A 15,295-nucleotide genomic window follows, 5' to 3' on the forward strand; every position below is an offset into this window, starting at 1 on the left:
CCGGCTGTCGCCTGTGGATCCGCGCATCCGACGCCAAGAAGCGGCGATCCTTCGCACAGGGCAGAATCGAACGGTGCCCGCCTCACCCAATTTGAAGCCCGACCACGCCTGCCTCATCGTGCACGGCAGCGACCGGCCCGGAATCGTGGCCGCCGTCTCGGCGATGATCACGCGCATCGGCGGCAACATCGTCGCGTTCGACCAGTACTCCGACGACCCCACCGGCGGGGCGTACTTCCAGCGGGTCGTGTTCCACCGCCCGGGGTTCGCCGCCGACCGCCCCGTGATCGAGAGCGAGATCGCCGAGACGCTCGCCGGCTTCGAGCTGGAGTGGTCGCTGACCGACCAGTCCGTGCCGAAGCGCATGGCGATCCTGTCGTCGAAGCAGGACCACTGCCTGCTCGACCTGCTGTGGCGCCACCGCCGTGGCGACCTGCCCGTCACCGTGCCGATGGTGATCTCGAACCACACCACATCGGCCGAGGACGTGCGCTCGTTCGGCGTGCCGTTCTTCCACGTGCCGGGCGCACCCGGTCCCGACAAGTCGGCGTCCGAGGCGAAGATCATCGAGCTGCTCAGAGGCAACGTCGACTTCGTCGTGCTCGCGCGGTACATGCAGATCCTCTCGGGCGACTTCCTGTCGCAGCTGGGGGTGCCGGTGATCAACATCCATCACTCGTTCCTGCCCGCGTTCATCGGCGCCGAGCCGTACAAGAAGGCGAAGCAGCGCGGGGTCAAGCTCATCGGCGCGACCTCGCACTACGTCACCGACGACCTCGACGAGGGTCCGATCATCGAGCAGGACACGGTGCGCGTCACGCACGCCGACTCCGCCGCCGAGCTCGCCCGCCGCGGCGCCGACGTCGAGCGCCAGGTGCTCTCCCGCGCGGTGCTGTGGCACGCCGAGGACCGCATCATCCGCCACGGCAACCACACGATCGTGTTCTGAGATGGACGCCGCGGCCCGCGGCATCCGTACGGGTCAGAGCCGGCGCGTTTCGTCTCGCTCGTGCCTCGCTCGCTCAACGACCGGGGTGTCGCCCCATGCGGCCCCGGCCCGGTCGTTGAGCGAGCGGAGCGAGACGAAACGCCCGTCGTGTCGCCCCATGCGGCCCCGGCCCGGTCGTTGAGCGAGCGGAGCGGGACGAAACGCCCGTCGTGTCGCCCGATGCGGCCCCGGTCGTTGAGCGAGCGGAGCGAGACGAAACGCCCGTGACCTCAGACCAGGCGCAGCTCGGCGTCGATGGCCGCCGCGGTCCGCTGCAGCGGGGGGAGATACTCGGCGACGACGTGGTCGATGCTGTCGCGCGTGGCACTGGTCGACACGTTCACGGCCGCGACCACGTCGCCGCGGCGATCGTGCAGCGGGACGGCCACCGAGCGCAGGCCCGGCTCCAGCTCGCCGTCCACCAGCGCCCAGCCCTGCTCCCGCACGCGCGCGAGCTCGTCGCGCAGCGCGCCGGCGCTCGTCACGGTGCGGTCGGTGAGGGCGGGGAGAGCGGATGCCGCGAGCAGCGCGTCGCGGGCGGCATCCGGCATCCCGGCCAGCAGCACGCGTCCCATCGACGTCGCGAAGGCGGGGAACCGCGTGCCGATCGTGATGCGCACGCTCATGATGCGGCGGGTCGGCACGCGGGCGATGTAAACGATCTCCGCGCCGTCGAGCACCGCCGCCGACACGCTCTCGTCGACGTCGCGCGACAGGCGCTCGAGGTGCGGCTGCACGATCTCGGGGATCGACAGCGCCGACAGGTAGCTGAAGCCCAGCTCGAGCACGCGCGGGGTGAGTGCGAAGAGCCGGTCACGGCCGCGGACGTAGCCCAGCTCCTCGAGCGTTCGCAGGAACCGGCCCGCCGCCGCACGCGTGATGCCGGCGCGTCGCGCGACCTCGCTCAGCGTGAGCTCGGCGTGGTCGGCATCGAATGCGCGGATGACGGCGAGCCCCCGCGCGAGGGACTGCACGGTGTCCCTTCCCGCGGCGGGGTCACTGCCCGCCGGGACCACGCCGCTGCCAGCCAGGTCGGTGACGGCGGCGGGGGTCGGGTCGCCGCGGCGGTCGGCCGCGGCGGGCACATCGCTGGTCGCGGTCATCGGCTCACCCTACCGACCCGGAACGCGGGTCACCGTTCGAGTACGACGGCGAGCCCCTGCCCGACGCCGATGCAGATCGCGGCGACCGCGACGCCGCGGCCGCGCCGGCGCAGCTCGTGCGCGGCGTGGCCGATGATGCGCCCGCCCGAGGCGCCGAGCGGGTGCCCGATCGCCAGCGCGCCGCCGTGCACGTTGAGCTTGTCGGGATCGAGCTCGGGCCAGCCGGCCGAGCATGCGAGCGACTGCGACGCGAACGCCTCGTTGAGCTCGACGAAGTCGACGTCCGCCCACGTGCGCCCGGCGCGTGCCAGCGCCTTGTTCGCGGCCTCGATCGGCGCGATCGGGAACTGGTCGGGGTTCACGCCGTGCGCGGCACGTGCGGTGATGCGCGCCAGAGGCTCGCCGGGCAGCGCACCCTCGCGCCCGAGCAGCACGGCCGACGCGCCGTCGTTGATCGGCGACGAGTTGCCCGCCGTGACCGTTCCCTTGCCGTCGGCGGCGAACAGCGCCTTCAGCCCGGCGAGCTTCTCGACCGAGGTGTCGTCGCGGATGCCCTCGTCGCGGGCGAGCTCCGCACCGGGCACCTGCACGATCTCGCCGTCGTAGCGGCCCGCGGCCCACGCCTCGGCGGCGAGCCGGTGCGAGCGCACCGCGAACTCGTCCTGCGCCTCGCGCGAGATGCCCCACTCGCGGGCGATCAGCTCGGCGGACTCGCCGTTCGAGATCGTCCAGTGCTTCGGCAGCTTCGGGTTGGTCATGCGCCACCCGATCGACGTGTTCCACATCGTCTGGTTGCCCACGCTCGGCCACGGCCGCGGCGACTTCTCGACCACGTACGGCGCCCGGCTCATCGACTCGACGCCCCCGGCGAGCACGATGTCGGTGTCGCCGGCCTCGATCGCGCGGGAGCCCTGGACCACCGCCTCGACGGACGAGGCGCAGAGGCGGTTCACCGTGACGCCCGTGACGGATGTCGGGAACCCGGCCAGCAGCGCACCCATGCGCGCGACGTTGCGGTTGTCCTCGCCCGCCTGGTTCGCATCGCCGAAGATCACGTCGTCGATCCGGGCCGGGTCGAGGCCCGTGCGCTCGGCCGTCGCCTTCATCACGATCGCGGCGAGGTCATCGGGCCGCACGCCCGACAGGGCACCGCCGGCGCGCCCGAACGGCGTGCGCACCGCGTCATAGATGTAGGTGGCCATGTCAGTTCTCCTCCCGGATGCTGCGGGCCGCGGCATCCGCTGTCTCCGATGCATCGGTCAGTTCCAGTCCGGTGAGCTCGGCGAGGAGCTCGATCGTGTTGTCGCCGAAAGCCTCACGCACCGCGAAGCCGTCGGGCGTGACGTCGAACACCGCGTGGTCCGTGTAGACGCGCGTGACGCAGCTGACGCCGGTCAGGGGGTAGGTGCAGGCCTCGACCAGCTTCGACTCGCCGGTCTTGGTCAGCAGGTCCGTCATGACATAGACGTTCTTCGCGCCGATGGCGAGGTCCATGGCACCGCCGACGGCGGGGATGGCGCCCGGCGCTCCGGTGGACCAGTTCGCGAGGTCACCGGCCTGCGACACCTGGAAGGCACCCAGCACGCACACGTCGAGATGGCCGCCGCGCATCATGCCGAACGAGTCGGCGTGGTGGAAGTACGCGGATCCGGCGAGCGCGGTAACCGGCTGCTTGCCGGCGTTGATGAGGTCGGGGTCGACAGCGCCCGGGGCCGGAGACGGCCCCATGCCCAGCATCCCGTTCTCGGTGTGGAGGATGATCTCCTGGTCCTGCGGCAGGTAGTCGGCGACGAGCGTCGGCGCCCCGATGCCGAGGTTCACGTAGGAGCCCTCGGGGATGTCCTGCGCGATGCGCGCGGCGAGCTGCTCGCGCGTGATGCGCGTGGCCGGCGACGACTCGGTGGCGCTCACTGGTCGACCTCGCTTCCTTCTGCGGATGAGTCCGCGCGTACGAGCGGGCGCCCTTCGATGTCGACTCCCCCGACGAACGCGCCGTCGCTCAGCCAGCGGCGCTCCCCCACCGCGACCACCCGGTCGACGAAGATGCCGGGGGTCACGACCGACTCGGGGTCGAGCGAACCCAGAGGCACGATCTCGTCGACCTGCACGATCGTGGTGGTCGCGGCAGCGGCCATGATCGGGCCGAAGTTGCGCGCCGTCTCGCGGTAGACCAGGTTCCCCCAGCGGTCGGCGCGATACGCGCCGACCAGCGCGACATCCGCCCTGATGGGGTACTCGAGCGCGTAGTTGCGCCCCTCGATCTCGCGGAGCTCCTTGCCCTCGGCCAGCTGCGTGCCGACACCCGTCGGCGAGAAGAAGGCGCCGATGCCGGCGCCGGCCGCACGGATGCGCTCGGCGAGGTTGCCCTGCGGCACCAGCTCGAGCTCGATCTCGCCGGCGCGGTACAGCCCGTCGAACACCCAGGAGTCGTGCTGGCGCGGGAACGAGCACAGGATCTTGCGCACGCGCTTCTTGGCTAGGAGGGCGGCGAGCCCGACGTCGCCGTTGCCCGCGTTGTTGTTGATGATCGTCAGGTCGGTGGCGCCCTGCGCGATGAGCGCGTCGATGAGCTCGACCGGCTGCCCGGCGCGGCCGAAGCCGCCGATCATGATGGTCGCTCCATCGCGGATGCCGGCCACGGCCTCCGCGACAGACCCCACGGTCTTGTCGATCATACGATCCCCTCGTGTTCGCTGTGCGAACAGTCGTCCGTTCTGCGGATAGCCTATCGCACCCGGCCGCGCGCGGCATCCCTCGCGAGTCGACGGCCCGGACCGGCAACCGTTCGGGTGTCACGAAACGTGGCATCGCCCACGACGTAGCCGCGCGTCGTGACTCCCGAACCGGCGACGGCACGCAGCGGCAACCGTTCGGGTGTCACGAAACGTGGCAACGCGCACGACGTAGCCGCGCGTCGTGACACCCCAACGCGACGCCGCCGGAGAGAGACGCGGAGGCCGCACCCGGGTCGGGGTGCGGCCTCTCTGCGACTGCGGCGATCGGCGGCCGGTCAGCGCCGTTCGCGGTCGGCGAGGAACTCGCCGGGCTTCGTCGGCACGAAGGCCGACCCGCTCTCGTCCAGCGACGCCGCGAGGCGGTTCATGCGCTCGGCCGACTGGCCGCCCCAGTGTCCGCTCTCGACTCGGTCCATCAGCGTCTCGATGCCGGCCGCGATCTCGGCCGGCGTGAAGACGCAGTGCCCGACATGGTCGACGAAGTACTGACGGAGCAGGCTCTGGTCGCCCGCTGCGCGGACGTCCTCTGCGTACTCCTGCTCGACCTGCACCGGGGCGAGGATGTCGTCGAGGGTGTGGAGCGTCAGCACGGGCATCTCCAGGTCGCCGGTGAGCCCCGACGACGCGCGCAGCGTCTCGACCGATCCCGGGTCCGCCGCGACGTCCGCGGTCTGCGTCAGCGTCGCCAGGTCGCCCTTCAGGTCCAGCCCGGCCTGCCGGTACAGCTCCTGGACGAGCGCGCGGTCCGCGGACTGGGCGAAGAGCTTCTGGTAGTCGACGCCGACGTTCCACGTCGCGTTGCCACCCGCGGTCGACTCGATGTCGAAGCGCCCCGGCGTGACGAACCCGATGGTGTCGACCAGCTGCTCGTAGAGCGACTGCTGCGCCACGGCGGGGTCGGTGGGCGCGTCCGCCGCCAGCACGCCGTCCGAGAGGTGGAACAGGGCCCCGGCGAGGGCGATCCGCGCACGCCCCTCGGGCGTCTGCTGGCCGGCATCCACCGCCGCAGTCAGTGCCGACGACGCCGCGAACGCATCGGGAAGCGTGGCATAGCCCTCGATGTCGATCTCCTGCGCGGGGGCCAGCAGCTGGTCGATCGCGTGCGCACCGTCGAGCTGGTAGTTGTTCAGATCGACGCCGCCCTCCATGAGCCCGCACGTGGGCATCGCACCCTCGATGACGTCGCCCGCGGACTCCGCGATCCGGCCGGTGACGAGGCCGCCCATGGAGGTGCCGTACGCCAGGATGTGGTCGGGATCGAGGCCGGTCTCATCGAGCATCGCGTCGAGCGACTGCAGCTGGTCGTCGACGGCGGTGGGAACCGCCCATCCGCTCGCGGCGTACGACGAGCCCACGAGCGCGTAACCCTGCTCGAGCAGCAGTGTCTTCGTGGCGTCGTCGGGAGCGACGGCTGCCGGGTTGCCGGGGACGAACGAGGGCCGGTATCCGTGGCTGTACAGCAGGACGGTGCCGTTCCAGTCCGAGGGCACCGAGGCGAGCCAGGTCGTTCCGGTGGGGAGCGAACCGGAGTAATCGCCCGGGGTGGCTGCGACGGCGGGCGGGGCGACGAGACCGGCGGAGAGCAGCGCGCCGGCGGCGACCGCTGCGACTCCGAGGACGCGCGTGCGTACGTGCGGGGACATGGGGTGGTCCTTCCGTTGTCATCATCGACAGGGACTCCGTCGTCGGCGACGGAGCTGGGACCAATTATCAAGTTTCCTGATGATGAATCAAGGGGTCAGGGCGATTGCTCGAGCGCGCGTCGTGCATCCTGCAGCCATCGCCCGAGCGCCGAGCGCTCCGTCGACGACAGACCGGCGAAGGCCTCGGCCTCGATGCGGTCGACGTCGTTCCGGCATGCCGCCAGCAGTGCGGTGCCCGCCGCGGTGAGCGAGATCGTCATGCGCCGGCGGTTGTCGGCATCGCGCACGCGCTCGATCAGCCCCGCCTCGCCCAGGGCGCGCACGATCCCCTCCATCGCCTGCGCCGACACGAAGGCATGGCGGGCGAGCTGCGCGGAGCTCATTCCCGGATGCTGCTCCAGCACGGTGAGCGCCGTGTACTGCGTGACGGTGATGCCGTGCGGCCGCACGACCGCATCGAGGCGCCCGCGGACCGCCAGTTCGACCTGCTTCACCTGATAGAGGATGCGGGGCGCGTGCTCGGCCGTCATGCGGTCCCCGGGTCCGTCATGCGATGAAGCCTACGGCGTCAGTGTTCCTCCGCGAACACGTCCTTCGCGATGCGGAAAGCCGTGTTGGCGGCGCTGACGCCGCAGTAGACGCCCGCCTGCAGGATGACTTCCTTGATCTCGTCGACGGTCAGGCCGTTGCGCAGGGCCGCCCGCAGGTGCATCGCCAGCTCTTCGTGGTGGCCGAGTGCGATGAGCGCAGTGAGCACCGCGACCGACCGCGATCGCCGATCAAGGCCGGGGCGCGACCAGACGTCGCCCCACGCGACGCGGGTGATGAAGTCCTGGAAGTCGGCGGTGAGCTCGTTCGTGCCGGCGATGGCCCGGTCCACGTGGGCGTCCGACAGCACCTCGCGCCGGACGGCCATCCCCTGGTCGTACCGCTCCTCGTCGGTGAGGCCCTCGCCCGCGGGCCGGCTCATGCCGCACGCTCCCGCGCAACGGCGTCGAAGAACTCTCGCAGCGCCGCGGCCGTCGCGGCCGGATCGTCCGCGGGCGGCAGGTGGGCGGCATCCGCGATCCCGACCGCCCGGCCGCGCTGCACGCCGTCGGCGATCTCGCGAGCGGATGCCTCGGGCGTGACGCCGTCGTGATCGCCCCAGACCGCGAGCACCGGAGTGGCGATCTCGCCGAGCCCGTCCCGCACGTCGAAGCCCGCGAGCGCCTCGCAGCACAGCGCATAGCTCTCGTCGTCGGTGTCCTGCAGCACGTGCAGCATGCGCCCGGTCAGGTCGGGGTCGCGCGCGATCGTGCCCGGCGCGAACCAGCGCTGCGCCGATCCGACGACGAGGCTCGAGGTGCTCTGCGCACGCACCTGCGCGGCACGGTCGCGCCACCCCTCGGGGGCGCCGATCGCCGCGCCGGAGCAGATGATCGCGGCGGCGTCGATGCGGTCGCCGTGGCGCCGCAGCAGCTCGAGGCCCACGCAGCCGCCGAGTGACACGCCGGCGTAGAGGAACGGGCCCTCGACCGCCTCGGCGACGGCATCGGCGAGCTCGGCGATCGTGAACGGCTCGACCGCCGGCCGGGCGGCGCCGTGGCCGGGCAGGTCCCACGCCACGACCCGATAGCGCTCGGCGAGGGCCGGGATCACGCGCTCCCACAGCAGCGTCGACGTGCCGAGCGACGGCCCGAGGACGAGCGTCGGCGCGGCGGCGCTCGCGCCTCGCCCGGTCCCTGAGCCGCCCCCGGTGCCCGCGACGCCCCCGGCGCCTGAGCTTGTCGAGGGCCCCACGGGCGCGCCGACGGCGATGGCGGGAAGGGTCACGGGTTCTCCTCCTGGTCCGAGAGCGGGGTTTGGGGCGCGTCGCGTGCGTTCGGGGCGTGCGCCGCGCGCGCCGAACGCGCGTCGTGCGCCCCGAACCGGGGACCGACGTCGGCGCCGGACCGGCCCGAAGGCGCGACGGCATCGTCCACCAGCGCGCCGGCCAGGCCGGTGTAGTTCGCGGGATCCAGCAGGTCGGCGACGAACGCCTCGGGTGTCGCCCCGCGGGCGGCGGCGAGCGCGATCACGTCGGGCGCGGCGGCCAGCGCTGAAGCCAGGTCGCCGCCCGCGGCCGCGTCCGAGACGAGACGCGACACGGCCTCGGCGCCCGCCACGGGGCCGAGCACGAGTGAGAGCCGCTCGGCCACGATGAGCCCGCCGGTCGCACCGAGGTTGCGCGCGACGGCGTCGGTGTCGACGTGCAGGTCGGTCACGAGTGCAGCGGCATGGGCCGTGGCGCCGAGCGCGAGACGCAGCAGCTCCCTGAGTGTCGGCCACTCCGCGTGCCAGGCGCCGTCGGGCCGCTCATCGGCCGCGAGCGCCGACGCGAGGTGCAGCGTCGCACCCAGCTGCGGCGCGCGCAGCGCGGCGGAGCGGATGAGGACGGATGCCGCGGGGTTGCGCTTCTGCGGCATCGCCGACGATCCGCCGCCCGAGCCCTCGGCGAGCTCACCGATCTCGGTGCGGCTGAGGGTCGCGACATCCCCCGCAATCTTGCCGACCGCATCGATCGCCTGCACGAGGGCGTCGCCGAGCTCGGTGATGGGCCAGCGCGTCGTGTGCCACGGCGCGTCGGGCGACGCGAGCCCGAGCTCGTGCGCGAATGCGGCGGGCAGGTCGGCGGCGGGCTCGGGGCCGGCGATCTCGGCGAACGACGCGAGCGTCCCGGCGGCACCGCCCAGCTGTGCCGGCAGGCTGTGCTCCACTTCCTGCACTCGCTCCTTCGCACGCACGACGCCTCGCAACCACGCCGTTGCGCGCAGGCCCACCGTCGTCGGCACCGCGTGCTGGGTGAGCGTGCGGGCGGCCGCCACCTCGTCGCGACGCGAGCGCGCTAGCGAGCGCAGCGAGACCTCGGCGTGCGCGAGCGCGGCGACGACCTTGCTGGTCGCCGTGCGGGCGAGCAGCATCGCGGCGGTGTCGACGATGTCCTGGCTCGTCGCCCCGCGGTGCACCCACACGCGAGCGTCGTCCGACACGCGCTCCCTGAGCCGCGCGACGAGGGGGATCACGGGGTTCCCGCCGGCCACGGATGCCGCAACGAGCGCCGTCAGGTCGACGCCGTGGTCGGGGCATCCGCGCAGGCCGCCCTGCCAGCCGAACTCCGCCTCGATCTCGTCCACCGCCTCCGCCGGAGCGAGGCCGAGTTCGCCGTAGGCCCGGACCAGCGCGACCTCGGCCGTCACCAGAGCGTCGAGGTACGCGGCATCCGTCACCGTCTCGTCGTGACCCACGGTCACCGGCGAGAGCAGGCCCTCGTCCATCGGGGGCCGGTCACGGTCAGAAGGCAAGGAACACGGTCTCCTTCTCGCCCTGCAGATGGATGTCGTGGTGAAGGCTGCCATCGGCCAGGCGCGTCGCGATGAGCGTAGCGCGGTCGTCCTCGTCGAGCGAGGACAGCAGCGGGTCCGCCGCGAGCAGATCGTCGTGCTCGGGCAGGTAGATGCGCGTGACGAGCTTGTCGGGGAGTCCGCGCGCGAAGACCACGACCGAGTAGAACGGGGCGCCGCCGTCGATGGGACCGGGGTTGCGGGTCCAGAACTCATAGCGGCCGACATCCGTCGTCGCCGCCCGGCCGAAGCCCGTGAAGGAGTGGTCGTCGCGGCGGAACGCGCCGTGGGCGCGCGGGATCTCGCCGTTCTCGTCGGCGCTCCAGATCTCGACGACGGCATCGGGGATCGGCGCACCGGCGCCGTCGAACACCGTGCCGCCGAGCACGATCGCACCGGGGCTGTGCGGGAAGACGACCTCGTGCTTCTTCGGGTAGTCCAGGCCGAAGGCGAAGAACGGGCCGACCGTCTGCCCGCCCGTGGCCTCGTGGGTCTTCGGGCCCAGGTCGCGCTTGGTGCGGGTCGACATCAGTGCTCTCCTTCTTCGGGCTCGAACCACGTCGCGTCGGGGCCGTCGACGACGATGTCGAAGCGGTAGCCCATCGAGAACTCGGGCACCGACAGGTCGTGGTCGTACAGCCCGATGAGCCGGTCGCGGTCCTTCTGTCGCCAGATGGTGTTGTAGATCGGGTCGAGCGGGAACAGCGGGTCGCCGGGGAAGTACATCTGCGTCACGAGGCGCTGGGTGAAGCCCGAGCCGAAGACCGAGAAGTGGATGTGCGCGGGACGCCACGCGTTGACGTGGTTCTTCCACGGGTAGGCGCCGGGCTTGATCGTCGTGAACTTGTAGAACCCGTCGTCGTCGGTCACGATGCGGCCGGCGCCGGTGAAGTTCGGGTCGAGGGGTGCGGGATGCTGGTCGCGCTGGTGGATGTAGCGGCCTGCGGCGTTCGCCTGCCAGATCTCGACGAGCTGGCCCGCGACCGGGCGCCCCCACGAGTCGAGAACGCGGCCCTCGACGGTCATGCGTTCGCCCTGGGGCTCGCCGATGTGCTGCAGCGTCAGGTCGGACTCGATGGCGGCGACATCCCGCTGCCCGAAGGCCGGCGACCACAACTCGATCATCTCGGGGTCGACGAGCTTCGGGTTCTTGGTCGGATGGCGCAGCAGGCTCGACCGGTACGGCGGGAAGTCGTGCAGGCTGATGTTCTGCCGCTCCCCCGCCTCCTCGCGCCGCGCTGCGGCGGCGTGGTAGTCGACGATCTCCTGCGTGATCTCGTTCTGCGTCAGCTGGTCGGGCGAGGCGAGCAACGACTCCGGCGCTGCCACGTTCTGCTCGAGCACCACCGACGACGAGAACGCCTCCTCGCCCTGTGGATCGGGCTGGGTCGCGGTCATGAGGTCTCCTTCGACGACTCGGGTCTTCCCAGCGTCGCACCGCGCGGTGTGGTCCGCGTCGGAGATTCCCACCCAGTGGGAATGAGGGATGCCGCGGGGAGTCGGCATCCGTCCCCATCCGGGTGTGGGGCGCGATACGCCCGCTCGGGGCGCGCGCCGTGCGACCCGAGCGCACGGCATGCGCCCCAAACCCGTGGCGACCGCGGCGCGGGACCAGGGCGACGCCGGGTGCGGGACCAGGGCGACGCCGGGCGCGGGACCGGGCGGGACCGGGGCGACACCGGCTCGCGGGACCAGGGCGACACCGGCTCGCGGCACCAGGGCGACACCGGCGCGCGGGACCGGCTTCGGCTCGCGGGACCCGGGCGGCACCGGCTCGCGGGACCAGGGGCGACCGCGGCGCGCGGCACGGTGCGAGACCGGTGCTGGCTCGGCGGCCGGAGTCGGACGGATGCCGGAGGCGCCGACATCCGTCCCCATCCGGGTTTGGGGCGCGATACGTGCGTTCGGGGCGCGCGCCGTGCGCCCCGAACGCACGGCATGCGCCCCAAACCCGGGGCGACCGCGGCGCGGGACCAGGGCGACGCCGGGCGCGGGACCAGGGCGACACCGGCTCGCGGCACCAGGGCGACGCCGGCGCGGGACGGTGGCGACAGCGGTGCGGCGTGCCGGACGGATGCCGCGGGCAGCGGTATCCGTCTCCGCTCAGGTGTGACGCAGGTCGTGGTGGAGGTCCTTCGCGGCCTGCACGACCAGCGGGCCCAGCCGGCGCTCATCGGCGCGCTCGAGGTGCACGACCAGGCCGACGGCGACGGGCGGCAGACCCTCGACGCGGGGCAGCGCGGCGGCGACGGAGACGTTGCCCAGCGTCATCTCCTCGCGCGTCGTGGCGTAGCCGAGCGCGCGCGTGCGGGCGATGTCGGCGCGGAGGTCGGCCTCGCCCGTGATGGAGTTCACCGTCTCGCGCTCGAGCGGCGCCCGGAAGTACTGCCGCAGCCAGCTCTCGTCGCGTGTGGCGAGCAGCGCCTTGCCGACGCCGGTGGTGTGCAGGGGTCCGCGGCCGCCCATGCGGCTGAGGGTCGGGATCGACTGGCGGCCGGTGAGACGCCCGACGTACAGCGCGCTCGTGGTCTCGGGAGTGGCTCCGTCGAGCACGGCGAGGTGGACGTTCTCCCCGGTCGCCTCGTAGAGGCGCACCATGTGCGGCAGCGCCGTCTCGCGCAGGCGCAGCGAGAGTGGCGAGAGTTCGCCGAGCTCCCAAAGCCGCGGGCCGATGGCGTAGGTGTGCCCGGGGCCCCGCGTCAGCAGCCCCTGGGCGACGAGCGTCGCGAGCAGGCGGTGGAGGGTCGAGGTCGCAAGCCCCGTGCGGGCCGCGAGCGTCGTCGCGGTGACGGCCGGTTCGTCGTCGGTGAAGCATCCGAGCACGCGCAGGGTGCGCTCGAGCACGCCCTCGCCGTCCGCCATGCTTCCTCCCCGAGCGACGTTACCCGCCTGGACGCGGTGGTCGAGCGAGCTCGTGCCGAGTGGCCGCCACCCCACCACCGGTCGTTGAACGAGCGAGGAACGAGCGAGACGAAACGCGCCCACACCCCGCGCCCCCGTTCGGCCCGACGCGTTTCGTCTCGGTCGCCGGCGCTCCCACGCTCAACGACCGCGACATCCCGCCCGGTCGTTGAGCGAGCGAGGAACGAGCGAGACGAAACGCGCCTGCGCACCTCAATGGCAGAGTGGGCGCATGGCCAACTCGCCCTCCGGCGACTCGATGACGTCGCGCATCGTGCGCGTGCTCGAGACGTTCACAGCCGAGCGCTCGATGCAGTCGGCCACCGAGATCGGACGGCGCGCAGGGCTCCCGTCGTCTACGGCGCACCGGATCGTCGACGAGCTCGTCGACGCGGGGCTCCTCGAGCGCGACGAGGACCGCCGCGTCCACCTGGGCCTGCGCCTGTGGGAGCTCGCCCTCCGAGGTTCGACCGCCCTCCGTCTGCGCCAGGCCGCGCTCCCCTACATGGAGCAGGTGCAGGCCCGCATCCGCGAGCACACGCAGCTCGCGGTGCTCGAGCAGGACGAGGCCCTCTTCCTCGAGCGCCTCTCGCACCCCGACGCCGGCGCGAACATCACCCGCATCGCCGGGCGCCTGCCGCTGCACGCCTCCTCGTCCGGCCTCGTGCTGCTGGCGCACGCACCCGCGGCGCTGCGCGAGCGCGTGCTCGCGGGCACGCTGCGCGCCCTCGCGCCGGAGACGGTGACGGATGCCGCACGCCTGCGTCGCCTGCTCGCCGAGGTCCGCCGCACCGGGGTGGTGGTCGCGCCGGGCTCGATCGAGGCGGTCTCGACCGGCGTCGCCGTCCCCATCCGCGACGCCGGAGAGGTGGTCGCCGCGCTGTCGGTGGTGCTGCCGCGAGAGACCGAACCGGATGCCGCCGTCGCGGCGCTGCGCGAAGCCGCAGCGGGAATCGAGGCCGCGCTCCGGGCCGACCGCCGCTGACCTCGAAGGACGCGCGAGAGGAGCGGACGGAGCCGCCGGTCCCCTCAGGTGAGTCGAGGAAGCGCGCGTCCTCAGTTGAGGAAGCGCGAGCTGCGCCCTCAGCTGAAGAATCCAGCGGCGCGTCCTCAGTTGAGGAAACGAGCTGAGATGAGGGAGGAAAGGGCGACAAGGCTCCTCATCCCGGCTCACGTCCTCATTTGAGGACGCCGGTGCTCGGTGACTCGCGACCGAGCCACGCTGCCCGCCGCGACGGGCGAACGGCAGGCGGGGATGCCATCCCGATCAACGGGAATCCGATGCAACGCCGACGCAGCGGGGCCACACTGGGCCGAGGCATCCGCTTCCGAACGTCGAAGGAGACGCTCATGTCCACGATCCGCACCCGAGTCGCCATCGTCGGCGCCGGGCCTGCCGGCCTCCTGCTCTCGCACCTGCTGGGGATCGCGGGCATCGAGTCCGTCGTCATCGACCAGCGCTCACGCGACGAGATCGAGACGACGATCCGCGCAGGCATCCTCGAGCAGGGCACCGTCGAGGTGCTCGACTCCTCCGGCGCCTCGAGCCGCGTGCGCACCGTCGGCAACCGCCACGACGGCATCGAGCTGCGCTTCGCGGGGGCCGGTCACCGCATCGACTTCGCCGAGCTCGTCGGCCGCGGCGTGTGGCTGTACCCCCAGCACGAGGTGCTGAAAGACCTCATCGCCGTGCGCCTCGGCAAGGGCCAGGACCTCCGCTTCGGCGTGACCGCGGTGCGGGTCGAGGACGCGGCAACCGCTCGGCCACGCCTCATCGCCACCGACGCCGACGGATCGCCGCTCGAGATCGAGGCCGACTTCGTCGTCGGCGCCGACGGTTCCCGCAGCGTCGTGCGCGAGGCGGTCACCGGCTCGCACACCGGCGGCTACTTCCGCGAGTACCCGTTCGCATGGTTCGGCATCCTGTGCGAGGCGCCGCCGAGCGCCGACGAGCTGATCTACAGCAACTCGCCCAACGGCTTCGCGCTCATCAGCCAGCGCAGCGCCACCGTGCAGCGCATGTACTTCCAGTGCGACCCGGATGCCGACCCCGGCGCCCTCAGCGAGGCGCAGCTGTGGGACGAGCTGCAGTCGCGCGTACCCGGCACGACGCTGAAGGAGGGGCCGATCTTCCAGCGCGACGTGCTGCGGTTCCGGAGCTTCGTCGCGCACGAGCTGCTGAACAACCGCGTGGCACTCATCGGCGACGCCGCGCACACCGTGCCACCCACCGGTGCGAAGGGCATGAACCTCGCGGTCGCCGACGTGCTGGTGCTTGAGCGGGCGCTGCGGGCGCTCCTGCTCGAGAACGACCACCGCCTCATCGAGGCATTCCCCGAGAAGGCGCTGCACCGCATCTGGAAGGCGCAGCACTTCTCGTGGTGGATGACGAACATGCTGCACGTCGCACCCGACGCGTCGGACTTCGACCGCCTGCGCCAGCTCGGCGAGCTGCGTTCCGTCGTCGAGTCCGAGGCGGGGCGCCGCTTCCTCGCCGAGGCCTACACCGGGTGGCCTCTCGAGGGACTCGCCTGACCCCGTCCCCTCCGGCCGCCCCGCCCCG

General features: G+C 72.3%; 15 protein-coding genes. 3 read left to right on the plus strand and 12 right to left on the minus strand.

The features are described 5' to 3' along the window. Positions 1–73 precede the first annotated feature (73 nt). Positions 74–949, plus strand: a complete 876-nt coding sequence (gene purU, locus MRBLMI12_RS07850) for a formyltetrahydrofolate deformylase (RefSeq protein ID WP_349425481.1) — start codon at positions 74–76, stop codon at positions 947–949. Between the two features lie 269 nt (positions 950–1,218). Here the strand turns inward: purU and MRBLMI12_RS07855 are convergent, their stop codons facing one another. The 12 genes from MRBLMI12_RS07855 to MRBLMI12_RS07910 all read right to left on the minus strand — a co-directional run bounded on the left by MRBLMI12_RS07855 (position 1,219) and on the right by MRBLMI12_RS07910 (position 12,693). Then, entirely contained in the window at positions 1,219–2,091 is an 873-nt protein-coding gene (locus MRBLMI12_RS07855) for an IclR family transcriptional regulator domain-containing protein (protein ID WP_363355409.1), read from the minus strand. Positions 2,092–2,120: 29 nt separating this feature from the next. Then, the gene (locus tag MRBLMI12_RS07860; RefSeq protein ID WP_363355411.1) at positions 2,121–3,293 is read right to left on the minus strand and encodes a thiolase family protein; all 1,173 of its coding nucleotides are present in this window, start codon (positions 3,291–3,293) and stop codon (positions 2,121–2,123) included. A gap of 1 nt (position 3,294) precedes the next feature. After that, a complete protein-coding gene (locus tag MRBLMI12_RS07865; RefSeq protein ID WP_363355413.1) occupies positions 3,295–4,002 on the minus strand; it encodes a 3-oxoacid CoA-transferase subunit B in 708 nt (235 codons plus the stop codon). After that, on the minus strand, positions 3,999–4,766 hold the full coding sequence (locus tag MRBLMI12_RS07870; RefSeq protein WP_363355415.1) for a 3-oxoacid CoA-transferase subunit A: 768 nt from the start codon (positions 4,764–4,766) through the stop codon (positions 3,999–4,001). Before MRBLMI12_RS07870 ends, MRBLMI12_RS07865 begins: the two co-directional genes overlap by 4 nt. A gap of 335 nt (positions 4,767–5,101) precedes the next feature. Next, positions 5,102–6,469, minus strand: a complete 1,368-nt coding sequence (locus MRBLMI12_RS07875) for an alpha/beta hydrolase family protein (RefSeq protein ID WP_363355417.1) — start codon at positions 6,467–6,469, stop codon at positions 5,102–5,104. Positions 6,470–6,564: 95 nt separating this feature from the next. Then, positions 6,565–6,999, minus strand: a complete 435-nt coding sequence (locus MRBLMI12_RS07880; protein WP_363355419.1) for a MarR family winged helix-turn-helix transcriptional regulator — start codon at positions 6,997–6,999, stop codon at positions 6,565–6,567. Positions 7,000–7,037: 38 nt separating this feature from the next. Next, complete coding sequence (gene pcaC, locus MRBLMI12_RS07885; protein WP_363355421.1) at positions 7,038–7,439, minus strand: 4-carboxymuconolactone decarboxylase; 402 nt, start codon at positions 7,437–7,439, stop codon at positions 7,038–7,040. Next, entirely contained in the window at positions 7,436–8,284 is an 849-nt protein-coding gene (locus MRBLMI12_RS07890) for an alpha/beta fold hydrolase (protein WP_363355422.1), read from the minus strand. The genes pcaC and MRBLMI12_RS07890 overlap by 4 nt, the downstream gene beginning before the upstream one ends. Then, a complete protein-coding gene (locus MRBLMI12_RS07895) occupies positions 8,281–9,792 on the minus strand; it encodes a lyase family protein (RefSeq protein ID WP_363355424.1) in 1,512 nt (503 codons plus the stop codon). Before MRBLMI12_RS07895 ends, MRBLMI12_RS07890 begins: the two co-directional genes overlap by 4 nt. Next, on the minus strand, positions 9,782–10,360 hold the full coding sequence (gene pcaG, locus MRBLMI12_RS07900; RefSeq protein ID WP_363355426.1) for a protocatechuate 3,4-dioxygenase subunit alpha: 579 nt from the start codon (positions 10,358–10,360) through the stop codon (positions 9,782–9,784). Before pcaG ends, MRBLMI12_RS07895 begins: the two co-directional genes overlap by 11 nt. Beyond that, the gene (gene pcaH, locus MRBLMI12_RS07905; protein ID WP_363355428.1) at positions 10,360–11,229 is read right to left on the minus strand and encodes a protocatechuate 3,4-dioxygenase subunit beta; all 870 of its coding nucleotides are present in this window, start codon (positions 11,227–11,229) and stop codon (positions 10,360–10,362) included. Before pcaH ends, pcaG begins: the two co-directional genes overlap by 1 nt. Positions 11,230–11,934: 705 nt before the next feature. Then, positions 11,935–12,693 carry an IclR family transcriptional regulator gene (locus tag MRBLMI12_RS07910; protein WP_363355430.1) on the minus strand — a complete coding sequence of 253 codons (759 nt, stop codon included), beginning with the start codon at positions 12,691–12,693 and terminating at the stop codon, positions 11,935–11,937. Between the two features lie 271 nt (positions 12,694–12,964). Between MRBLMI12_RS07910 and MRBLMI12_RS07915 the strand changes: the two genes are divergently transcribed. Together MRBLMI12_RS07915 and MRBLMI12_RS07920 are read left to right on the plus strand one after the other, a co-directional pair. Then, positions 12,965–13,717 carry an IclR family transcriptional regulator gene (locus MRBLMI12_RS07915; RefSeq protein WP_363355432.1) on the plus strand — a complete coding sequence of 251 codons (753 nt, stop codon included), beginning with the start codon at positions 12,965–12,967 and terminating at the stop codon, positions 13,715–13,717. Positions 13,718–14,082: 365 nt separating this feature from the next. Continuing rightward, complete coding sequence (locus tag MRBLMI12_RS07920) at positions 14,083–15,267, plus strand: 4-hydroxybenzoate 3-monooxygenase (protein ID WP_363355434.1); 1,185 nt, start codon at positions 14,083–14,085, stop codon at positions 15,265–15,267. Positions 15,268–15,295: the final 28 nt, after the last annotated feature.

Origin of the sequence: Microbacterium sp. LMI12-1-1.1 (genome assembly GCF_040676455.1) — a bacterium.
GTDB lineage: Bacteria > Actinomycetota > Actinomycetes > Actinomycetales > Microbacteriaceae > Microbacterium.